We start from the raw sequence: 20,874 nt of genomic DNA, 5'->3' as shown, positions 1-20,874 counted from the left end.
CTGCTGTGACGGTCCGCACCGTGCTCGGTGACGTCGAGGAACTCGGGGTCACCTACGCGCACGAGCACCTGTTCATGACCGGCGGCTGGCCGGTGCGCGAGGAACCGGACTACCGGCTCGACTCCCTCGACGCGGCCGTCGCGGAGGTGTCGGCGGCGCGGCGCCTCGGCCTGTCGGCAGTGGTGGAGATGACGCCGCTGGGCTTCGGCCGCAGCCCGTCGCTGATGAGGGAGCTGGCCGAGCGGACCGGCCTGCACGTCGTCGCGGTGACGGGCTTCCACAAGAGCCGCTACTACGCCGACGATCACTGGCTGCACCACTACCCGGCCCACGAGATCACCGAGCTGCTGGTGTCGGAGATCGAACTCGGCATGGACGAGTACGGCCTCGCCGGGCCCCTGGTGCGGCGCTCGCCCGCCCGGGCGGGCGCCATCAAGATCGCGACGGGGTACCACGCGTTCGGCCGGGGGATCCGGCGGCTGGTCGGGGCGGTGGCCGCCGCCGCGCTGGCCACCGGCGTGCCGGTCGTGAGCCACTGCGACAAGGGCACGATGGGCCACGAACTGCTCGACGCCCTGGCGGCCGAGGGCGTCCCGGCCGACCGGGTGGTGCTCGGCCACATCGACCACAACCCCGATGCCGGATATCTCATCTCATTGGCGGAACGAGGGGCTTATCTGGCCTTTGACCGGCCGGGCCGGATCAAGTACGGCACGGACGCCGAGATCGTCGCGCTCGTCGCGGAGCTGGCCGGGCACGGCCAGGGTGACCGGCTGCTGTTCGGCATGGACCTGGCGCGCCGCTCGTACTGGCCCCACCTGGGCGGGGGGCCGGGGCTGACGTACCTGCTGGAGCGGTTCGTCCCGCGGCTGGAGGCCGCGGGACTCGGCGAGGCGGCGGCGGCGGCGCTGACCCGCAACCCGGGCGCCGCCTTCGCGCTCCGCGACCTCACGGCGGACGGGGCGGACGGCGACGCTCGTGCCGGCCGCCCCGTCCCGCGTGCCTAGGGCAGGTTCTTCTCGAACTGGCTCTGCCAGCTCGCGTTGGTGTTGATCTCCGGGGTGGCGCCCGCGAACGCGCCGCGCGCGTAGGCGTCGCCCTGGAGCTGGTACATGAGCCAGGCCGTGAGGTAGCCGAGGAAGCCGCCGCCCGTGCCCTGGATCGTGTTGTGCCCGGCGCCCTTGAGCAGTGCCTTCGCCGCGGCGCCGGGCACCTGGCCGTAGTAGGCCTGGAGCGCGGAGTCGGGAGAGATGAGGCCGTCGTTGGTCCCGCCGAGGAACAGCACCGGGCAGGTCAGTCGGTTGACGGAGAACGCGTCTCCCGGGCTCACCCAGATCGGCGCGGGCAGGGCGATGGGGACGACGGTGCGGATGAGGCCGGCGGACTTGGTGGCGGCGTTGACCGAGCCGCCGGCGCCCTGGGAGTGGCCGACGGCGCCGATCCTGGTCACGTCGAGCTTGCCGTGGAAGACGCTGGAGGCGTCGGTGTTCCTGTCGATGAGGTACCGGGCCGCGGCGATCATCTCGGACCCGGTGCCCGTCGTGGTGTCGGTCGAGGCGACGACGGCGAAGCCCCAGGAGGCGAGCTGGTCGAGCACGCCGGGGTACTGCGTGGGCACGGCGTTGGTGCCGTTGCCCCAGGTGATGATCGGATGCTTGACGCCGCCCGCGCCGAGGGCCGCCGGGTAGACGAGGCGGTAGCCCGGCACGTCGGCCGTGGCGACCGCCCAGGGGCCCGCCGCCCGGTAGTGCGCTTCGATCGTGTCCGCCGCCCGCGCCGGACTCGCGAGGATTCCCTGCACGAGTAAGACGGCTGCCACCAGGAGCCTCATAACGGCCTCCAGAACAAGATTTGTACGGATGACCGGAACTGTGGCTTCACACGCCCCGGTTGTCAATGGTTGGATCACCGGCATGGAACACGTGCCCTCCGCAGCCGAGATGCTCGGCTGGATCGAGACCGTCGTGTCGCGCGGCATCCGCCGCCCGGGCTATCCGGCGGACGTGTGGACGGAAGGGTGGCTGGCCGATCGGCTGGCCGGGTGGGGGCTCGACGTCGCGCTGGAGCCGGTGGAGGTGACCCGCTGGCAGCCGGGCACCGGCGTCCTGCGCCTGGCGGACGGCACCGAACTGCCCGGCCTGCCGCTGCCGTTCACCGCGCCGACCGGCGGCCTGCGCGCCAGGATCGTCCCGCTCGCCGAGGCGCGGCCCGGCGACATCGCGGTGGACGAGCTGGCCTTCGCCGAGGTGCCGCAGTCGTTCGTCAGGGCGCTGGCCACGTCGGCCTACGATCCGGAGGGGGTCTTCGACACGCTCGTCCAGACCATCCCGTTCGGGCCGCGGATGATGCAGGTCGTGGAGCCCGCCCTGGACGCGGGCGCCGCCGGTTTCGTGGGCGCGCTGACGGGCGTGCCGTGGGAGACGCGCGACTACTACGTTCCCTACGACGCCGTCGAGCGGCCGATCCCGGGGCTGTGGCTGTCCGGAGGCGACGCCCGGCGGCTCCTGGCCCGGCTCCCCTGCGAGGGTGAGCTGGTCGCCGAGTCCGTCCGCGGCACGGTGACCACGCACAACGTGGTCGCGACGCTGCCGGGCGCCTCACCGCACTGGGTGATCGTCGCCTCCCACCACGACGGCCCCTGGGCCTCGGCCGTCGAGGACGCCTCCGGCATCGCGCTGGTGCTGGCCGCCGCGCGCCACTGGGCGCGGGTGCCCGCCGCGCAGCGGCCGCACAACCTGATGTTCCTGTTCACCTCCGGGCACATGGCGCACGCCGCGGGCACCAGGGCGTTCATCGAGCGGCACCGCTCCCTGCTCGCCGACGTGGTCCTCCAGGTGCACCTGGAGCATGCCGCGCTGCGCTGCGAGAGCGTGGACGGCGGGCTGCGGCCGACAGCGGATCCCGAGGTCAGATGGTGGTTCACGACCCAGGCGCCTCGGCTGGAGAGCCTGGTCGCCACGACCCTGGAGGCGGAGGGGCTGCGCCGGTCCTTCGTGCTGCCGCCGGACGTGTTCTCACCGATGCCGCCCACCGACGGCGCGTTCTTCCACCCCGAGGGCGTGCCGCTGGTGCACTTCCTGTCGGCGCCGATGTACCTGTTCGACTCGGCCGACACGCTGGACAAGGTGGACGTGGCGGGGCTGGAGCCGCTGGCCCGCGCGGCCGTACGGATCGTGGCGGGCACCGCCGGATGGACGCCCGACACGCTACGGCGGGAGGACCGGGCCGGAGACGGCAGGACGACGGCCACGTCGTAGGACGCGGGGACCCGCCAGGACGGCCCGGACACGAGACCGCCGGGACAGCCCGGGCGGCCGGCACCGACGGGACAGGGGAGTCTAGGACGGCCGGGAGGACTCGCCGAGGGCGATCGTCTCGGCCACCTCCGCGTGCCGTTCGGCCTCCTCCTCCGCGAAGCGGGCCGCGTCCAGCCGCTCGGCGATCTCCTCGTCCTGCCTCATCAGCGTCTCCAGGGACTGGCCGGCCATCTCCAGCACGCCCATGTCCGCGTACGCCTGCTGCAGGCGGGGGCTCCACAGCCCGATGTCCTTCACGCACGGCACGATGCGGCTGAACAGCAGCGACCGGAACAGCCGGAGGTACTCCGAGCGGTCGGTGGCCTCCATGGCCTCGTGGATCTCGGCCCTCGACAGGCCCATGTTCTCCCACGTCTCCCGGCCGCGGAGCCGGTCGCGCATGAGGTAGCAGCCCTCGATGACGAAGTCCTCCCGCTCGCGCAGCTCGCTGTCGGACAGGCCGCGGTAGTAGTCGCGCAGCGCCATCCGCCCGAACGCGACGTGCCGGGCCTCGTCCTGCATGACGTAGGCGAGGATCTGCTTGGGCAGCGGCTTGGTGGTGATGTCGCGCATGACGCCGAACGCGGCCAGCGCCAGACCCTCGATGAGCACCTGCATGCCGAGGTAGGGCATGTCCCAGCGCGAGTCGCTCAGCGTGCTCTCCAGCAGCGCCTTCAGGTGCTCGTTGATCGGGTAGGCGAGGCCCACCTTCTCCTGCAGGAAGCGGGCGTAGGTCTCGGCATGGCGGGCCTCGTCCATGGTCTGGGTGGCGGCGTAGAACTTGGAGTCCAGGTCGGGGACGGTCTCCACGATCTTGGCCGAGCAGATCATGGCGCCCTGCTCACCGTGCAGGAACTGCGAGAACTGCCAGGCGGCGCCGTGCCGGCGCACCTCCCGGCGCTGCCGGTCGTCCATCCGCTCCCACAGCGGGGTGCCGTGGATGGCGATGGTCTGGTCGGGGATGCCGAGCACGTTGTACGGATCGACCTCGAGATCCCAGTCGATGCGCTTGGTCGAGTCCCACTGCTTGTCCTTGCCCTTCTGGTACAGGGCGAGCATGCGGTCCCGGCCGTCGTCGTACTCCCAGGTGAACCTGCTCGAACCGGCCATCTCCACGTTCCAGGTGGAGAGCTCTGCGGGGATGGTGTAGAGATCGTGCGTCGACATGGGACCTCCGCGAGGGACGTACACCGTACGTACACCTTCGAGGCTGGCACGTACGGTGTACGTGCGTCAATAGAATGAGCTATGACCACGGAGCCCCTGTCCAGGGCGCGCATCGTCGCGGCGGCGATCGACCTCATCGAGCGCGAGGGCGCCGACGCGGTGTCCATGCGGCGCATCGCGGCGGAGCTGGGCGTCGGCGTGATGTCCCTCTACAACCACGTGCCCAACAAGGACGCGCTGCTGAGCGGCGTCGCCGAGGCCGTGATGAGCGGGATCGAGTTCACCGACGACCCCGACGCCCACTGGAGCGACCGGGTGCGGATGCAGGCGCGCGCCTTCCGGCAGATCGCGCACCACTATCCCCGCTCGACCATGCTCGTGGTGAGCCGCACCCTCCACTCCAGCGCCGGGCTCCTGCCAGTCGAGCGGGCGCTGGCCACGCTGCGCAGCGCCGGGTTCGACGGCGTCGATGCGGTGCGCATGCTGCGGATGTTCATCGCCTTCATCGTGGGCTCGCTGCTGCGCGAGGTCGGGGTGACGCCCTCGTTCGCGCCGCCCCAGCCGCGCTCCGTGGACGCCGAGCAGGTGGACGAGACGCTGTTCCCGCACGTGAGCGAGCTCGCCCCGCTGCTGGGCCGGTGCGACCACGAGGCGGAGTTCGAGTTCGGGGTGGAGATGCTGATCTCGGCCATCGCCGCGCATCCGGCGCGCGAGGAGGGCGCCCGGTGAGACCGGACGCCCCCTGCCCTGGTCCGGGGCAGCCGTTCCTTCCCCTGAACGGCTGCGTCAGTACCAGTTGTGCGCCTGGAAGTGGCCCCAGGCGTCGCACGGCCGGCCGTACCTGCCCTTGATGTAGATCAGGCCCCAGCGGATCTGCGTCTCCGGATTGGAGCGCCAGTCGCTGCCGGCCCCCTGCATCTTGCCTCCGGGCAGCGCCTGCGGGATGCCGTAGGCGCCGGACGAGCTGTTGTAGGCGCGGTGGTTCCAGTTGCTCTCCCGGGTCCACAGGCTGTCCAAACACTGGAACTGCCGGTAGGACCACGACCGCCGGACGACATGGTCCAGGGCGATCTCCTTGTTGCGGCTTCTGGGATCGGCGGCCCTGAGCCGCTTGACGACCCGCGGCCTGGCGGCCGTCCGCCAGGTGCGGACCCTGACGACCGGCGCCTGCCAGACGTTCTCGTGGACGACCGTCGGGTCGCCCTCGGTGTGCGCCCCGGCGCGCGCCGCGTGCGGATGCGCTTCCGCGTGGGCCGGGGTGGCGGATTCCATCGTGGTGGCGCCGAGCGCGGTGGCCGCCGCCATCGTGGCGAGTGTGCTGCGTAGCACGCGTTTGCTGTCCAAGGCGATCCTTGCTGTCGGGTCGCGTGCGGACGTGCGCCGGGCGGCGATGCCGTGGGCGCCCTGCCGGTCCCCGTCCGTGGCTCGGACGGGGAGAGTCCGCGCGGCCCGCTCCGGGATCTGGTCGACCGCCCCATCGAGCCGGGCGGCCCGTAGGGGCCCACGACGTGTTCTCTAGCGGGTTTCTATTACGGACAGTGATGGTCAGTCACACACCGTGACACGCCGCGGACAGGTGTTTGCTGGACGGTTCCGGATCCATGCCGGTCTCGCGGGGCCGCCGTGGAGCGCCCCGGCGCCCGGTTGACGCCGTCTTGGCCGGACACGGGCGCGGACATGGGACGCGATCAGTACCAGTGGCGCGAGCGGAAATGGGCCCACGCCCCGCACGGCGTGCCGTACCGCTGCTTGATGTATCCGAGACCCCACCTGATCTGGGTCCTGGGGTTGGTGCGCCAGTCGCGGCCCTTGGCGGCCATCTTCCTGCCGGGCAGCGCCTGGGGGATGCCGTAGGCGCCGGAGGACCTGTTGGCGGCCCGGTGGTTCCAGCCGCTCTCCCGGGCCCACAGCTTGACCAGGCACCTGTACTGGGCCTGGGTCCAGCCGCGCTTGGCCACCATGGTCCTGGCGATGGCCTTGTTCTTGACGCTGGTCGCCTGGGAGCTCTGCGCCTGTGCGGCCGTGGCCCCGCCTGCCGTCACGAGCGTGGCGGACAGGAGCAGGAGGCTGGTACGGCGGAGCATGGGCATGCGGATGCCTTTCAGACGGGTTCGGGGACCGCGCCACCCTGCCCGACTAATGACATTTATGGCGAATTGACCATGGAAATATAGATCCCTGGCAAAGAATGATCTATGGCGTTGTTCAGGGCCTTTGTCCGAAAAATGTGGACCTTGTCACAAAAACGCGGCGGCGGCGTTCTGTAGGGTCGGATCATGAGCCTTCGTGACATCCCGCTGCGCACCCTCGCCGGCGCGGCCACCACCCTCGACGCCCTCGCCCCCGGCCAGGCCGTCCTCGTCGTGAACGTGGCCTCCAAGTGCGGTCTCACCCCCCAGTACACCGGCCTCGTCGAGCTCCACCGGCGCTACGGCCCGCGCGGCTTCAGCGTGGTCGGCGTGCCCTGCAACCAGTTCATGGGCCAGGAGCCCGGATCGGCCGAGGAGATCCAGGAGTTCTGTTCCACCACCTACGGCGTCGACTTCCCGCTGCTGGAGAAGACCGACGTCAACGGCCCCGACCGGCACCCCCTCTACGCGGCGCTCACCGAGACGGCCGACGCCGACGGCGAGGCGGGCGACGTGCAGTGGAACTTCGAGAAGTTCCTGCTCGACCGTGACGGCGCCGTGGTGGCCCGCTTCCGCCCCGGCACCACCCCGGAGGACCCCGCCGTCACCTCGGCCGTCGAGAAGGTCCTCTAACCTCCGATGGGGACGACGGTGGCCCGCGGCGCGCTCGTGGTGCTCGCCGTCGTCGTCGTGCTGCTCGGGCTGCTGTGGGTGTTCCAGCGCTCGCTGATCTACCTGCCGGACCGGGGGCCGGTGCCGCCGGCCGGCACGGTACTCGCCGGGGCCCGGGACGTGTCGTTCACCACCGCCGACGGGGTGCGGCTCGGCGCCTGGTTCGTGCCGGGCGAGCAGCCGGTGACCGTGCTCGTCGCGGGCGGCAACGCGGGCAACCGGCTGCACCGCGCGCCGCTGGCCCGGGCCCTGGCCGCACGCGGGCTGCCGGTGCTGCTGATGGACTACCGCGGCTACGGCGGCAACCCCGGGCGGCCGACCGAGGAGGGGCTGCACCTCGACGCGGTCGCGGCACGCCGCTTCCTCGGCGACGTGCCGGTCATCTACTTCGGCGAGAGCCTCGGCGGGGGCGTGGTGACGCGGCTGTCCGCCGAGCACCCGCCGGACGGGCTGGTGCTGCGCTCGCCGTTCACCGACCTGGCGGCCGCGGGCCAGGCCAACTACCCGTTCCTGCCGGTCCGGCCGTTGCTGCGCGACCGCTTCCCGGTCGCCGACCGCGTCGCCGCCCTGCGCGTGCCGACCGTCGTCGTGTACGGCGCGGCCGACACGATCGTGCCGCCCGAGCAGAGCCGGGCCGTGGCGCGGGCGGCCGCCGGGCAGGTGACGCTCGTCGAGGTGCCGGGCGCCGGCCACAACGACCTCCGGCTCCTCGACGGGCCCGAACTCGTGGCCGCCGTGACGGACCTCGCCGCCAGGATCCGCCGGTGAGCGCTCAGCCCGTCTCGGCGCGGGTGTGGACGATCTCGAAGTCGAGGGTCCAGGTGACGCCGTCGGGCGACCGCTCCCAGCGGCCGTCGATGACGGAGCCGTCGGCGCTCAGCGTGCCGGTGTAGCGCTGGCAGAACCCGGGCGCGTCCCGCCAGATGGTCAGCACCGCGCCGTCGAACGTCATCCGGTAGACCCGGTGCACGCCGCGCCCGTCGGCGTACAGCATCGTGAACTCGCCGGTGGCGTCGTCCAGCCCGAACACGGCACGGGTGGGGAACGGCGCGTTGTCGCGCCAGGCCGGCGGCGCGGTGGCCGGCATCGGGCCCGCGTCGGAGTCCTGGCGCAGGAACGCGCCGCCGTCCTGCCAGGCGAACTCGGCCCAGGCCGGGCCCAGCCCCTCGACCTTCGGCCGTAGCGTCCAGCGGCCGATCAGCGCGTCGAGCCGGACGAGGGCGGGATGCCGGGTGGTCGTCATGGAGAGCTCCTTCCGCCGGGGTGTCGTCTCCGTACCGACCCGCCGGCGCGCGCGAACTCATCGGGCGTGAGGACGTGCGGGGTACGGCCCGGCGCCGGGCCGTACCTTCCGGTCACTGGTAGGTGACGTCAGAGGAGGAGTAGAGGAAGTTGCTCCGGAAGGTGGCGGCGTCCCCGCCGAGGTCGTTCCACCAGACGTCGCGGATCGTGCAGGAGCCCTCGCGGTGGACGCCGTCCCCGGCGGGTGCGTCGAGGATGACGTTCCGGACGGTCCCGCCGTCGGCCACCACGGACATCGGATCCTGACTGTCGCCCCGGCCGCGCGTCCTGACCGCTGGAACTCTCACGCCGCCCGCGGCGCCGGCACGGCGCGACACACGGCGGGGCTAGTGGCGGGGGCCGCAGCTGCCGCGGACGATCAGCTCCGTCGGCAGCGTCACGCCGCGGGGCCGCCGGCCCGTGCCGCGCAGCACCAGCTCGGCCGCGCGGTAGCCGATGTCGCGGCCCGGCTGGGCGATCACGGTGAGCGGAGGGGAGCACAGTTCGGCCCACGGCACGTCGTCGTACATGACGAGCGAGACGTCACGCGGCACCCTCAGGTCGAGCTCCCTGGCCGCGAGCACGGCCGCCTCCCCCAGCATGTTGCCCGCCGCCAGCACGGCCGTCAGGTCGGGGCGGCTCTGGAACAGGCCGGAGGCCGCCGCGTAGGCCGAGTCGCGGGTGCCGGTGGCGAAGACGACCAGTTCCTCGTCCACCGCCGCGCCCACCGCCTCGCGGAAGGCCGCCACCCGCCGGTCGTGCCCCGGGCCGCCGAGGAAGGCGATGCGCCGGTGGCCGAGGCCGTGCAGGTAGCGCACCGCCGTACGGATGCCGGACCGGTCGTCGGCCAGGACGGCGGGGACGTCGGCGACGGCGCGGGCGGGCGGGCGCGCGGGGATGCCGTCGAGCAGCATGAGGTCGGCGGTGGAGCCGGGCAGGCCGTCGTCGGCCGGGCCGCCGGGCAGCCGGTCGGCGAAGACCACCGTCATGCCGGCCCTGGTCACCGGCAGCCAGGTCTCGGCGCCCCCCGACGGGACGGCGACCAACCGGTCCACGCTCTGTTCGAGCAGCATGCCGACCAGCTCGGCCTCCTGCTCCGGGTCGTCTCCCGTCGAGCCGACCACCACCGGCTCCCCCGCCGAGCGGGCGCACGCGAGCACCCCCTCGGCCACCTGGCCGAAGAACGTGTCGGTCAGGTCGGGCACGAGCAGGCCGATGCCCCCGGTGCGGCGCTGGCGCAGGTTGCGCCCGAGAGCGCTCGGCCGGTAGTCGAGCTGGGCGGCCACGGCCAGCACCCGTTCCCTCGTCTCGGGGCTGGCCGAGCCCCCGGACAGCACCCGGGACACGGTCGCGACGCCCACGCCGGCCGCCTCGGCCACGTCCTTGATGGTGACTCGCCTGACTTCCATGGAAACGATTCCATCATGCTTTCCACGCCACCGAAACCCCGGCGATCCCTCAAAAGCTGGTCACGGCGAGACTCTTGACACCCATGGTCCATTTCGGGTGAGATGCTTGAAAACGTATCCACGTGAGTGGGCACCCGCACGAACACCCGGGCCACCGCCCTGGACCTCAAAGGAATGTCATGGCATCCATCGTTCTGACCAATGTCGACAAGGTCTACGCCGGTGGCGTGAAGGCCGTGAACGGGCTCAACCTTGAGATCAAGGATGGCGAGTTCATGGTGCTGGTCGGCCCCTCCGGTTGCGGCAAGTCGACCGCCCTGCGGATGATCGCGGGCCTGGAGGACATCAGCGGCGGTGAGATCGCTATCGGCGACAAGGTGGTCAACCACCTGCCGCCCAAGGACCGCGACATCGCCATGGTCTTCCAGAACTACGCCCTCTACCCGCACATGACGGTCGAGGAGAACCTCGCCTTCGGCCTCAAGCTGCGCAAGATGCCCAAGCCCGAGATCCAGAAGCGGGTGAACGAGGCCGCCAAGATGCTCGGCCTCGAGACCTACCTCAAGCGCAAGCCGGCCGCCCTGTCCGGTGGTCAGCGCCAGCGTGTCGCCATGGGCCGCGCCATCGTCCGCGAGCCGCAGGCGTTCCTCATGGACGAGCCGCTGTCCAACCTGGACGCCAAGCTCCGCGTCTCCATGCGCGCCTCGCTCAACACGCTGCACGAGCGCCTCGGCGTCACGACCGTCTACGTCACCCACGACCAGGTCGAGGCCATGACGCTGGGCGACCGGGTCTGCGTCCTGCGCGACGGCCTGCTCCAGCAGGTCGACACCCCGCAGAACCTGTTCGACAAGCCGGTCAACCTGTTCGTCGCCGGCTTCATGGGCTCGCCCTCGATGAACTTCGTCACCGCCGAGCTGGTGCGCGACAACGGCGCGGCCGTCGCCTTCGCCGGCATCAAGCTGCCCATCCCCGACTCCACGTTCACCGACAAGCCGGGCCTCGACCAGTTCATCGGCAAGAAGATCATCCTGGGCATCCGCCCCTCCGACTTCGAGGACGCCGCCTCCGCCGGCAGCCACGCCAATGGCTGGGCCACCCTGCCGGTCAAGGCCGAGGTCACCGAGGAGCTGGGCTCCGAGATCAACGTGCTCTTCCTCATCGACGCCCCGCCCGTCGAGCACAAGGACACCGTCGCCGCCGCCGACACCGGTGACGACGAGGAGGCGGCGCTGCCGCTCGTGGGCGACAAGTCCCTGTGGACCGCCCGCGTCAACGCCCGCAGCCACGCGCGTCCCGGCCAGAACATCGACCTGGTCGTCGACACGCACAACCTGCACTTCTTCGACCCGACCTCGGGTCTGGCGATCGGCCACCCGGCCAACGTCAAGTAACCCCACCGGATGTCGGTCACGAGCCCGCTCGTGACCGGCCGGGCCCCCACCGCGACCCCCTCCCGCGGCGGGGGCCCTCACTTTGCCCCCACCGGGACTCCGGCTCGCCGGTTTCGCACGCCCCGCCGGTTCGGCGGATCCAGCGTTCTGCATCGCCCGCTGTTTCGCGTGGCCCGCTGCTCGCGTGGCCGCTGTTTCGTGTGGCCCGTTCGGGCACACGACTGTCGCCTCGCTTCGCGCCCATCCCCGTACGAGCCCGTTTCCGTGCGGTCTCGTCGACGGCGGCGGGCGCTACACGGCGGCGCGGGCAAGGGTGGTGAGCTCTTGGCGGTAGGCGGCGTGGGTGGCGCGCAGGGCAGGGGCCGGCCAGCCGGGCGGTAGCAGCGGCTCGGGCAGCACCGGGTCGGTGAGCAGGTGCCGGACGATCGCGGCGACGATCGCGAACCGGTCGGCGGGCGCGGTCGCCTCCCCGTACGCGGACAGGAGGGCGTGTCCGGTGCCGGCCCAGCCCTCCAGGTCCCACAGAGCCCGGGCCAGCTCGGCGTCCGGCGCCCCGGGCCTGCCGGTCCAACGCTGGACGAGCGGCGCCAGGTGGCCCGGCCACGATCGGGTGAGGTTGGCGGGGCGGGTCCAGAGGCCTTCCCGTAGCTCGGCGAGCCGCAGGGCGGCCAGGTCGGCGCGCAACTGGGCGCGTTCGGCCGCGCCGCGCCCGGTGGCGGTGACGACGGCGAGCTCCCAGTCGCCGTCCCAGGCGCGGACGGAGGACCCGACAGCGGGCCCGACGGCGGGGTCGATCGCGGCGTCCTGGCGGCGCTGCCGGAGCAGGAGGCGGTCGCTGAGCCGGTAGGTGCTGCCGGTGCGGCGCAGGTCGCCGGCGGCCACCATGCGGGTGAGCGCGACGCGCAGCGTGGCCCCGGAGATGCCGAAGGGCTCCACGATCCGGACGAGCGCGTGCACGGGCAGTTCGGGAGGGTGCGAGCCGAGCAGCAGGCTGAGCACCACCGACCGCGCCGACAGCGGCCGCAGCCCGGCCACGACCTCGCCGGCCGGGCCGGCAGGCGCGCCGGCGGCACCGGCCACCCCCGCGGCCGGGTGCCCGGCCACGTCGGCATGGGACGCGTCGGCATGAGACGCGCCGACATGGGACGCGCCGGCGGATGCGACGCCTGTGCGCGGGGTCACGTCGGCGGCGGCGGCCGGTGGGGTTCCCTTCGTCGGCATGCAGCCATTGTGCCCGCCCGCGCACCGCGCCATCCCGTCCGGTATTACGTGGTTGCTGCAATCGCACATACTTCGTAACATCGGCGCATGGTGAGAACACTCGCGGCCGGACCGTCCGCCACCCACGAGGTGACCAACCAGCCGCCTCCCCTGCCGCCCTACGACGCCTCCGACGACGCCGCCCTGCTGGAGGGCCTGCGGCGGGAGGGCGCGGGCTGGGCCGAGGCGGACGTGCGGCGGGTCGGCCGCCTGGCGGGGAGCCCGGAGGCGCAACGCTGGGCGGAGGACGCCAACCGGCACGAGCCCGAGCTGCGCACGCATGACCGCTTCGGCGAGCGGATCGACGAGGTGGAGTTCCATCCGAGCTGGCACAGCCTGATGCGGACCGCCGTGGCCGAGGGGCTCGCCGGGGCCGTCTGGGCCGACGGGCGGACCGGCGCGCACGTGGCGCGGACCGCGACGGGGCTCGTGTGGGGGCACACCGAAGCCGGTCACCTCTGCCCGATGGCGATGACGTACGCGGCCGTCCCCACGCTGCGCCACCAGCCGGACCTGGCGGCGGTGTACGAGCCGCTGCTGGCCGGCCGCGTCTACGACCCCGGACTGGCGGTGCCGTCGGGCAAGCGCGGCCTGCTGGCGGGCATGGGCATGACCGAGAAACAGGGCGGCTCGGACGTGCGCACCAACACCACGGTCGCCACGCCGGCCGGCGAGGACGGCGTCTACACGCTGCGCGGCCACAAGTGGTTCACCTCAGCGCCCATGTGCGACCTGTTCCTGGTCCTGGCGCAGGCCCCCGGCGGCCTCTCGTGCTTCCTGCTCCCCCGCGTCCTGCCCGACGGCAGCCGCAACGTCTTCCGGATCCAGCGGTTGAAGGACAAGCTCGGCAACCGGTCCAACGCCAGCAGCGAGCCGGAGTTCGACGGCACCGTGGCCTGGCTGGTCGGCGGCGAGGGCCAGGGCGTGAAGACGATCATCGACATGGTCAACCTGACCCGCCTGGACTGCGTGATGGCCACCGCGACGCTGATGCGCAGGACCCTCGTCGAGGCCGGGCACCACGTACGGCACCGGGTCGCGTTCGGCGGCCGGCTGCTCGACCAGCCGCTCATGCGCAACGTGCTGGCCGACCTGGCGCTGGAGTCGGAGGCGGCCACCGCGCTGACGCTGCGGCTGGCCGGGGCGACCGACCGGGCACTGGCCGGCGACCGGGCGGAGCGGGCGCTGCGGCGGATCGCCACCGCGGCCGGGAAGTACTGGGTGACCAAGCGCGGGCCGGCGTTCACCGCCGAGGCGCTGGAGTGCCTGGGCGGCAACGGCTACGTCGAGGAGTCGGGGATGCCGCGCCACTACCGGGAGGCGCCGCTGCTGTCCATCTGGGAGGGTTCGGGCAACGTCAACGCGCTCGACGTGCTGCGCGCCCTGGGCAGAGAGCCGGGCACTCTCGACGCGCTGTTCGGCGAGCTGGCCCTGGCCCGGGGCGGCGACGCCCGCCTGGACGCCGCCGTGACCCGGCTGCGCGACGAACTGGCCGACGCCGAGGGGATCGAGGCGCGGGCCCGGCTCCTGGTCGAACGGATCGCGCTCGTCCTGCAGGGGTCGCTGCTCGTACGGCACGCGCCGCCCGCCGTCGCCGACGCCTTCTGCGCCACCCGCCTGGGCGGTGACTGGGGCCACGCCTACGGCACCCTTCCCCGCTCGGCCGACCTCACCGCGATCCTGGCCCGCGCCCTGCCCGGCGACCGCTGATCCGCCCCCGGAACCGCCCCGGCGGCGTCCTGGGGCGGGCCGTCCCACGGTGGTGGGCCGTCACACGGTGGTGGGCCGGAACGCGGTGGTGGATCAGGACGCGGTGGCAGGTCAGCGGCGGCCGAGGCGGCCCGAGACGGCGGCGACCACGCCGCGCGGCACGAAGCGGCCGACCGCCACGATCGCCTTGTAGCGCAGGTCGGGCACCGACACCGTCCTGCGCAGCGCGAGGTCGCGCATGGCCGCGTTCACCACGTCGTCGTCCTTGAGCCACAGGAACCCGGGAATCGTCGAGGTGTCCATCCCGGCCCGCTGGTGGAACTCGGTCCGCACGAAGCCGGGACACAACGCCATGACGCGGATCCGGGGGTGGCCGATCTCCGCCGCGGCGGACTCGCTGAAGTTGACCACCCACGCCTTGGAGGCGCTGTAGGTGCCGCGGGTGAAGAACGCGGCCACGGACGCGACGTTGATCACCGCACCGCGGTCGCGCTCCTTCATGCCGGGCAGGGCCGCCAGGGTGAGCCGCAGGACGGCCTCGCAGTGCAGCCTGAGCATGCGGACCTCGTCCTCGACGGGCACCGTCGGGAACGAGCCCGGGTGGCCGAAACCCGCGTTGTTGACGAGCAGGTCCACCCCGTCGCGCAGGCGGCTCTCGACCCGGGCCAGGCCCTCCTCGGTGGCCAGGTCGGCGCCGAGCACCTCGACGCTCACGCCGTACCTGAGCTTGAGCTGGTCGGCGACCTCGGCGAGGCGGGTCTCGTCGCGCGCCACGAGCACGAGGGAGAACCCGTCGCCGGCGAGCCGGCGGGCGAAGGCGGCGCCGAGACCGGCGGTCGCGCCGGTGATCAGTGCGGTAGGCATGCCAGCACCCTAACCCGCCGCCCGTTCTCCACGGACGTTCAGCGACGGCCAGGGCTCGCACCTGAGAGAGTTCCCAGGAAGCGCAGCGGCGTTCGCCCAGCTCAGAGCGGTCCACGGCGAGCCGCGGCGGAGAGGTGCGCGCGCCCGTGCTGCACAGCGTCTAAGGTCGGGCACAGGACGTGGGCGGATCGAGCGAGGACGGGCGAATCGGGTGAGCGTCACGGCCGACACCCCCGGAGCGGGCACGCAGGACAACAGCGACGGCGCGGCCCCGGCGAGGACCCGACACGGGCGCAGGCGCGGGTGGCGGCGCCTGGCCGCGTGGACGGTCGTCACGTTCCTGGCCCTGTGGGCGGTCATCCGGCTCGGCGGGCTGGAGCGCGGCTGGTTCCTCACGCAGCTGATGACGTTCACGCCGTACGCGGTGGTCGTGGCGGGGGCGCTGGCGGTGCTGCTGGGCCTGCGGCGCAACTGGCCGCCGGCGGTGGTGGCCCTGGTCACGTGCGTGGCGCTGGCCTGCGTCGTCGTGCCGCGCGCCGTGCCGGCCACCGGCGCGCCGGGCGGGACACCGCTGCGGGTGCTGACGGTCAACCTGTTCGCGCGGGCCGACGCCGACGCGGTGGTGCGGCTGGTGCGGGAGTACGACCCCGACGTGTTCAGCGCGCTGGAGATCACGCCGGAGAAGGTCGCCGAGCTCGACGCGGCGGGCCTGGCGGAGCTGATGCCGCACCGCGTGCTGCAGGCCGACGAGGGCCCCAAGGGCAGCGGCCTGTACGCCAGGCACCCGCTCACCGCGCTGGACGGGCTGTTCACGCCGATCGGGCACAACATGCCCGCGGCGACGGTGCGCCTGCCGGGCGGGGCGAGCGCGCAGGTCGTGGCCGTGCATCCGAACCCGCCGCTGCCCCGCAAGGCGGCCGAGTGGAACGCCGCGCTGGCCGCCCTGCCGCCGGCGTCCGGTGACGTCCCGCGGGTGCTGGCCGGTGACTTCAACGCCACCCTCGACCACCGGGCGCTGCGTGATCTGCTGGACCGCGGTTACGTGGACGCGGCGGACCGGGCCGGCGAGGGGCTGGTGCCGACCTGGCCGAACAACCGGGCCGTCCCGCCGATGATCACCATCGACCACGTCCTGGTGGACGAGCGGGTCGCGGTGGACATGGTACGGGTGCTCGACGTGCCCGGCACCGACCACCGGGGCGTCGTCGCGAACCTGCGCCTGCCCTCCCGCCCGTGACCTCGCCCGGGACCCTCAGGACCCCGGCTCGTGACCCCCGGGACCCCGGCTCGTGACACCCGGGACCCCGGCCGTGAGCCGACCGGGACGCCGCCCGCTCAGGCGGCCGCTTCCCAGACGGACTCGAAGGCGGCCTCGGTGATCTCGGTGAGGTCCCAGATCTCCAGCGCCTGGTCGGTGAGGAAACCGTGCTCGTCCTGCAGGTGGTTCCACCAGTAGCGGTGGGCGCCGCCGCGGGGGCCGATCTCGATCTGCCGGATCGCCCAGTGCTCGCCGTCGCCCTCGACGCTCTCGAACAGCCACGTCCCGCCGTCCTCGTCGGTGCCGTGCCAGTGGCGGCGGGGCGCGTCGGACTCGGCGAGCTGCTTGATGAGGGGGCCGCGCAGGTCGGGTTGCACGGCCCCACTGTAGTCAGCGCCGGGGTCAGCCGGGCCGGCTGGCGGCGGGGCGGACCGGCAGGGTGTAGCTGTCGCCGCGGTCGAGGCGGATGACGCGGTCGAGGTTGCCGGTCTGCCGCATGTGGTCGAGGAAGTCCTCCAGCGGCGAGGAGAAGACCGTGTAGTCGTCGTAGTGGACGGGCAGCACGCGTTCGGGCCGGACGAGGTCCACCCAGTCGGCGCCCTGCCGGCCGTCCATGCTGAGCAGGAGGCCGAGCAGCTTGGTGCCGCCCAGGTGGACGATGCCGACGTCGATGTCGGGGAAGCGTTCGGCGATCTCGCGCAGCCGGCGGTCGAGCAGGGTGTCACCGCTGATGTGCAGGCGCAGGTCGATGTGACCCTCGCTGTGGAACTCCAGCACGCTGCCCATGACCGGCGGGAGCAGCGCCTGCGCCCTCCCGGACGCGTGCCGGGCGGGCACGGAGGTGATGGTGAGCACGCCGTGGGCGTTGCGCAGGCAGTACTCCTCCCAGGTCTTCAGGCCGACGGCCCGCTCGAAGCCCTGGCGGCGCAGCCTGTGGGCGGCGTGCGGGGTGGTGACGACGGGTGTGGACCGGTCGAGGCCGTCGCGGGTCACCCGGTCCCAGTGGTCGCCGTGCAGGTGCGACAGCACGACGGCGTCCAGCGGTGGCAGGTCCCCGATCTCCAGGGCGGGATCGGTGAGCCGCTTGGAGCCGAGGCCGTACCCGAGGTGCGCCCGCTCACCGCGGTGCAGGAAGTTGGGGTCGGTGAGCAGGGTGAAGCCGTTGTAGCGGATCAGCGTGGTCGCGTTGCCGACGAACAGGACGCTGCCGTGGTCCGCCCCGTCCATGACGCCTCCCGAGATGTGGTCATTCGGCCACCGAGGCGGCGCTGCGGCGCGGCCCCAGGTAGCGCCAGAAGAAGTCGATGAGCACGGTGAGCCGGTTGCGCCCGCCCAGCAGGTAGGCCACGTGCACGAAGATCCACACCAGCCAGGCGACGAGGCCTCGCATGGTGCTTCCGTTGCGCAGTTGCACGACCGCCTCGGCGCGGCCGACGATCGCCATGATGCCGGGGTCGCGGTAGGAGAACGGTCTGAGGGGCCGGCCCTGCGCGGCTGCGATGATCTGCCGGCCGACGTGCTTGCCCATCTGGATGGCGGGCTGGGCGAGCTGCGGCAGCGGCTGCGGCGGCAGCGCGAGGTCGCCGGCGACGAACACCTCGGGGTGGTCCGCCAGGTTGAGCGCCTCGGTGACGACGACCCTGCCGCCCTTGCCCTGCGGCAGGCCGCAGTCGGCGACCTCCTTGGGCGCGGTGACACCGAGCGCCCAGATGGTGGCGTCGCTGTGCAGCCGGGTGCCGTCGTCGAGGACGACCGCGTCCGGCTCGACCGAGGCGACGGTGCTGCCGAGCATGAGCCGCACGCCGCGCTCGCGCAGCGCGTTCGCGGCGGCGTCGCGCAGCCGCGGCTTGTACGGCGCGAGCACGTAGTCGAACCGCTCGACCAGGGTGATGCTCGTCTGGTCGGGTCTGATCTCCGGATGGGTGAGCGGGAGCGTGCGGCGGCGCAGCTCGGCCATGGCGCCGGCCATCTCGATCCCGGTGGCGCCGCCGCCGACGATCACCACGTGGCCGGTGGGCCGCTTGCCTTCGGCGATCTCCTCCAGGGCCTTCTGCAGCCGTCTGCGCAGGGCGACCGCGTCCTTCACGGCGTACAGCGGCATGGCGTGCTCCTCGGCGCCCTTGATGCCGAGCCAGTTGGTGGTGACGCCGGTGGCGAGGACGAGGTAGTCGTAGTCGATCGCGGTGCCGTCGTCGAGCTCCACCCGCTTGTCGTCGAGGTGCAGCTTGGCCAGGCCCGCCACGCGGACCCGCAGGTTGGGGTACTCCCCCGCGAAGGCCCGCAGCGGGTAGGACACGTCACCGGCGTTGATCCCGGCGGTGGCGACCTGGTAGAGCAGCGGCTGGAAGGTGGTGTAGGGGCGATGGTCGACGAGTGCCACCAGCGCGCCGGCGCGGGCGAGCTCGCGGGCGGCGTTCAGCCCGGCGAACCCCGCGCCCAGCACCACGACGCGTGGCCGCGCCGGCCGCTTCCCGGCCCTGCCGGGGCGGGCCTTCAGCCGCTTCGCCGGGGCCGTCACTTGCGCCATGCCACGGGTCATCACAAGCCATCCCTCCGACCGTCGTCTTCAGGTCTGCCTCTGGCACCAGACGAGGCTGTTAAACCCCTTCGTCCTCTTTCAAGGCTGTTTTTCCCGTATCGATGGGTCGCCGCTGCTCCTCCGCGTCACGCGGATAGTGCAGGTCGAAGGCGGGACGCTCGGAGCGGATGTTGGGGATGAAGGTGAAGTTGTGCCGGGGAGGCGGGCAGGAGGTGGCCCACTCCAGCGAGTTGCCGTAGCCCCACGGATCGTCGGTGGTCACCCGCGGCGCGTGCCGGGCGGTCTTCCACACGTTGTAGAGGAACGGGAGCGTCGAGAGGCCGAGCAGGAACGCGCCGAGCGAGGAGATCTGGTTCAGCGTGGTGAACCCGTCGGCCGGGCCGTAGTCGGCGTAGCGGCGCGGGAAGCCCGCCGCGCCCAGCCAGTGCTGCACCAGGAACGTGGTGTGGAAGCCGACGAACAGCATCCAGAAGTGCACCTTGCCGAGCCGGTCGTCCAGCATCCGCCCGGTCATCTTCGGCCACCAGAAGTAGAAGCCGGAGAACATGGCGAACACGACCGTGCCGAACACCACGTAGTGGAAGTGGGCCACCACGAAATAGGTGTCGGTGACCTGGAAGTCGAGCGGCGGCGAGGCCAGGATGACGCCGGTCAGCCCGCCGAGCAGGAACGTCACCAGGAACCCCACGGAGAAGAGCATGGGCGTCTCGAAGGTCAGGTGTCCCCGCCACATCGTGCCGATCCAGTTGAAGAACTTCACCCCTGTCGGCACCGCGATGAGGAACGTCATGAACGAGAAGAACGGCAGCAGCACCTGGCCGGTGGGGAACATGTGGTGTGCCCACACGGTCATCGACAGCCCCGCGATGGCGATGGTCGCCCCGACGAGCCCCACGTACCCGAAGATCGGCTTGCGCGAGAAGACCGGGATGACCTCGGTGACGATCCCGAAGAACGGCAGGGCGATGATGTACACCTCGGGATGCCCGAAGAACCAGAACAGGTGCTGCCACAGCAGCGGCCCGCCGTTCTCGGCGTCGTAGACGTGCATGCCGAACTTCCGGTCGAGCTCCAGCGCCAGCATCGCCGCCGCCAGCACCGGGAAGACCATCAGCACGAGCATGCTGGTCAGCAGCGTGTTCCAGGTGAACAGCGGCATCCGGAACATGGTCATCCCGGGTGCCCGCATGCAGATGATCGTGGTGATGAAGTTGACCGACCCGAGGATCGTGCCGAGGCCGGCCAGCGTCAGCCCCATGATCCACAGGTCGCCGCCGACGCCGGGCGAGAACGTCGACGTCGACAGCGGGGTGTAGGCGAACCACCCGAAGTCGGCCGCCCCGCCCGGCGTGACGAACCCCCACATCGTGATGATCCCGCCGAACAGGAACAGCCAGTACGCCACCGCGTTGAGCCGCGGGAAGGCCACGTCCGGCGCGCCGATCTGCAGCGGCATGATGACGTTGGCGAACCCGGCGAACAGCGGCGTGGCGAACAGCAGCAGCATGACCGCGCCGTGCATGGTGAACAGCTGGTTGTAGACCTGGGCGCTGACGACCTGCAGCCCGGGGGCCATCAACTCGGCCCTGATGAACATCGCCATCAGACCGGCGAGCAGGAAGAAGACGAACGACGTGATCAGGTAGAGGTAGCCGATCACCTTGTGGTCCGTGGTGGACATCCAGGCGGCGATCACCGAGCCCGTACGGCGCCTCCTGACCGGAGCCAGAGGCGAGGTGAGTGGCTCGCCGGTCGCCGGCTTGTGTGTCGTCACCGCGATCCCCCCTCGCGAGACTCGGCACGCCCACGTGCCGCATTCACGTGGGAATACCCCGGACTGTCCGCATCTAGCGTCAAGAGGCGGCCGATCCTCGGTCAGGGACCCCCCAAGCGAG

At 72.1% G+C, this 20,874-nt stretch carries 21 protein-coding genes; 8 read left to right on the top strand and 13 right to left on the bottom strand.

Going from position 1 to position 20,874, the window contains the following annotated elements; translation table 11 throughout:
- Window positions 1-5: 5 nt before the first annotated feature.
- Window positions 6-1,007 carry a phosphotriesterase family protein gene (locus CXR44_RS09445; protein WP_101784665.1) on the top strand — a complete coding sequence of 334 codons (1,002 nt, stop codon included), beginning with the start codon at window positions 6-8 and terminating at the stop codon, window positions 1,005-1,007.
- Here CXR44_RS09445 and CXR44_RS09440 read toward each other — a convergent pair.
- On the bottom strand, window positions 1,004-1,819 hold the full coding sequence (locus CXR44_RS09440; RefSeq protein ID WP_245899016.1) for an alpha/beta hydrolase family protein: 816 nt from the start codon (window positions 1,817-1,819) through the stop codon (window positions 1,004-1,006). The two genes, CXR44_RS09445 and CXR44_RS09440, sit on opposite strands and share 4 nt — an antisense overlap.
- A gap of 94 nt (window positions 1,820-1,913) precedes the next feature.
- Here CXR44_RS09440 and CXR44_RS09435 point away from each other — a divergent pair, with 94 nt between their 5' ends.
- Window positions 1,914-3,257 carry a M28 family peptidase gene (locus CXR44_RS09435; protein ID WP_101784661.1) on the top strand — a complete coding sequence of 448 codons (1,344 nt, stop codon included), beginning with the start codon at window positions 1,914-1,916 and terminating at the stop codon, window positions 3,255-3,257.
- A gap of 81 nt (window positions 3,258-3,338) precedes the next feature.
- Here CXR44_RS09435 and CXR44_RS09430 read toward each other — a convergent pair whose 3' ends face one another.
- Window positions 3,339-4,463, bottom strand: a complete 1,125-nt coding sequence (locus tag CXR44_RS09430) for a ferritin-like domain-containing protein (protein ID WP_101784660.1) — start codon at window positions 4,461-4,463, stop codon at window positions 3,339-3,341.
- Between the two features lie 81 nt (window positions 4,464-4,544).
- Here CXR44_RS09430 and CXR44_RS09425 point away from each other — a divergent pair, with 81 nt between their 5' ends.
- On the top strand, window positions 4,545-5,192 hold the full coding sequence (locus CXR44_RS09425; protein WP_101784658.1) for a TetR/AcrR family transcriptional regulator: 648 nt from the start codon (window positions 4,545-4,547) through the stop codon (window positions 5,190-5,192).
- Between the two features lie 57 nt (window positions 5,193-5,249).
- On the opposite strand, the gene CXR44_RS40055 is transcribed toward CXR44_RS09425, so the two are convergent.
- Window positions 5,250-5,807 carry a lytic transglycosylase domain-containing protein gene (locus CXR44_RS40055; protein ID WP_219601718.1) on the bottom strand — a complete coding sequence of 186 codons (558 nt, stop codon included), beginning with the start codon at window positions 5,805-5,807 and terminating at the stop codon, window positions 5,250-5,252.
- Between the two features lie 344 nt (window positions 5,808-6,151).
- Window positions 6,152-6,553, bottom strand: a complete 402-nt coding sequence (locus CXR44_RS09415; RefSeq protein WP_245899015.1) for an aggregation-promoting factor C-terminal-like domain-containing protein — start codon at window positions 6,551-6,553, stop codon at window positions 6,152-6,154.
- Between the two features lie 186 nt (window positions 6,554-6,739).
- Here CXR44_RS09415 and CXR44_RS09410 point away from each other — a divergent pair, with 186 nt between their 5' ends.
- Both CXR44_RS09410 and CXR44_RS09405 read left to right on the top strand, forming a co-directional pair.
- The gene (locus CXR44_RS09410; RefSeq protein WP_101784656.1) at window positions 6,740-7,225 is read left to right on the top strand and encodes a glutathione peroxidase; all 486 of its coding nucleotides are present in this window, start codon (window positions 6,740-6,742) and stop codon (window positions 7,223-7,225) included.
- 6 nt (window positions 7,226-7,231) lie between these two features.
- Entirely contained in the window at window positions 7,232-8,032 is an 801-nt protein-coding gene (locus CXR44_RS09405; protein WP_180903273.1) for an alpha/beta hydrolase, read from the top strand.
- 4 nt (window positions 8,033-8,036) lie between these two features.
- Here CXR44_RS09405 and CXR44_RS09400 read toward each other — a convergent pair whose 3' ends face one another.
- The 3 genes from CXR44_RS09400 to CXR44_RS09390 all read right to left on the bottom strand — a co-directional run bounded on the left by CXR44_RS09400 (window position 8,037) and on the right by CXR44_RS09390 (window position 9,954).
- Window positions 8,037-8,507 carry a hypothetical protein gene (locus CXR44_RS09400; protein ID WP_101784654.1) on the bottom strand — a complete coding sequence of 157 codons (471 nt, stop codon included), beginning with the start codon at window positions 8,505-8,507 and terminating at the stop codon, window positions 8,037-8,039.
- Window positions 8,508-8,619: 112 nt separating this feature from the next.
- Window positions 8,620-8,853: a pectate lyase gene (locus tag CXR44_RS09395; RefSeq protein WP_281260259.1), complete on the bottom strand. Its 234-nt coding sequence runs from the start codon at window positions 8,851-8,853 to the stop codon at window positions 8,620-8,622.
- Window positions 8,854-8,892: 39 nt separating this feature from the next.
- Window positions 8,893-9,954, bottom strand: coding sequence for a LacI family DNA-binding transcriptional regulator (locus CXR44_RS09390; RefSeq protein ID WP_101784650.1), 1,062 nt, complete (start codon window positions 9,952-9,954; stop codon window positions 8,893-8,895).
- Window positions 9,955-10,133: 179 nt separating this feature from the next.
- On the opposite strand from CXR44_RS09390, the gene CXR44_RS09385 reads away from it, so the two are divergent.
- Entirely contained in the window at window positions 10,134-11,348 is a 1,215-nt protein-coding gene (locus CXR44_RS09385; protein ID WP_101784648.1) for an ABC transporter ATP-binding protein, read from the top strand.
- 291 nt (window positions 11,349-11,639) lie between these two features.
- Here CXR44_RS09385 and CXR44_RS09380 read toward each other — a convergent pair whose 3' ends face one another.
- Complete coding sequence (locus CXR44_RS09380) at window positions 11,640-12,569, bottom strand: PaaX family transcriptional regulator C-terminal domain-containing protein (protein WP_101784646.1); 930 nt, start codon at window positions 12,567-12,569, stop codon at window positions 11,640-11,642.
- An 87-nt stretch (window positions 12,570-12,656) separates the two neighbouring features.
- On the opposite strand from CXR44_RS09380, the gene CXR44_RS09375 reads away from it, so the two are divergent.
- Window positions 12,657-14,318 carry an acyl-CoA dehydrogenase family protein gene (locus CXR44_RS09375; RefSeq protein ID WP_101784644.1) on the top strand — a complete coding sequence of 554 codons (1,662 nt, stop codon included), beginning with the start codon at window positions 12,657-12,659 and terminating at the stop codon, window positions 14,316-14,318.
- A 111-nt stretch (window positions 14,319-14,429) separates the two neighbouring features.
- Here CXR44_RS09375 and CXR44_RS09370 read toward each other — a convergent pair whose 3' ends face one another.
- Complete coding sequence (locus tag CXR44_RS09370; RefSeq protein WP_101784642.1) at window positions 14,430-15,182, bottom strand: SDR family NAD(P)-dependent oxidoreductase; 753 nt, start codon at window positions 15,180-15,182, stop codon at window positions 14,430-14,432.
- Window positions 15,183-15,393: 211 nt separating this feature from the next.
- Between CXR44_RS09370 and CXR44_RS09365 the strand changes: the two genes are divergently transcribed.
- On the top strand, window positions 15,394-16,419 hold the full coding sequence (locus tag CXR44_RS09365) for an endonuclease/exonuclease/phosphatase family protein (protein WP_219601717.1): 1,026 nt from the start codon (window positions 15,394-15,396) through the stop codon (window positions 16,417-16,419).
- Between the two features lie 98 nt (window positions 16,420-16,517).
- On the opposite strand, the gene CXR44_RS09360 is transcribed toward CXR44_RS09365, so the two are convergent.
- The 4 genes from CXR44_RS09360 to ctaD form a co-directional block, all read right to left on the bottom strand.
- Window positions 16,518-16,817 (bottom strand): hypothetical protein, encoded by a 300-nt coding sequence (locus CXR44_RS09360; RefSeq protein ID WP_101784640.1) that lies wholly within the window; start codon window positions 16,815-16,817, stop codon window positions 16,518-16,520.
- 25 nt (window positions 16,818-16,842) lie between these two features.
- Complete coding sequence (locus CXR44_RS09355) at window positions 16,843-17,667, bottom strand: MBL fold metallo-hydrolase (RefSeq protein WP_101784638.1); 825 nt, start codon at window positions 17,665-17,667, stop codon at window positions 16,843-16,845.
- Window positions 17,668-17,686: 19 nt separating this feature from the next.
- Window positions 17,687-18,967, bottom strand: a complete 1,281-nt coding sequence (locus CXR44_RS09350) for an NAD(P)/FAD-dependent oxidoreductase (protein WP_180903271.1) — start codon at window positions 18,965-18,967, stop codon at window positions 17,687-17,689.
- A gap of 70 nt (window positions 18,968-19,037) precedes the next feature.
- On the bottom strand, window positions 19,038-20,759 hold the full coding sequence (gene ctaD, locus CXR44_RS09345) for an aa3-type cytochrome oxidase subunit I (protein ID WP_425437410.1): 1,722 nt from the start codon (window positions 20,757-20,759) through the stop codon (window positions 19,038-19,040).
- Window positions 20,760-20,874: the final 115 nt, after the last annotated feature.

It is taken from the genome of Nonomuraea indica, from assembly GCF_002850745.1.
GTDB classification, from domain to species: Bacteria; Actinomycetota; Actinomycetes; order Streptosporangiales; family Streptosporangiaceae; genus Nonomuraea; species Nonomuraea indica.
Note: the sequence above shows the minus strand (reverse complement) of the source record. Positions and strands in the feature narration are given on the sequence as shown.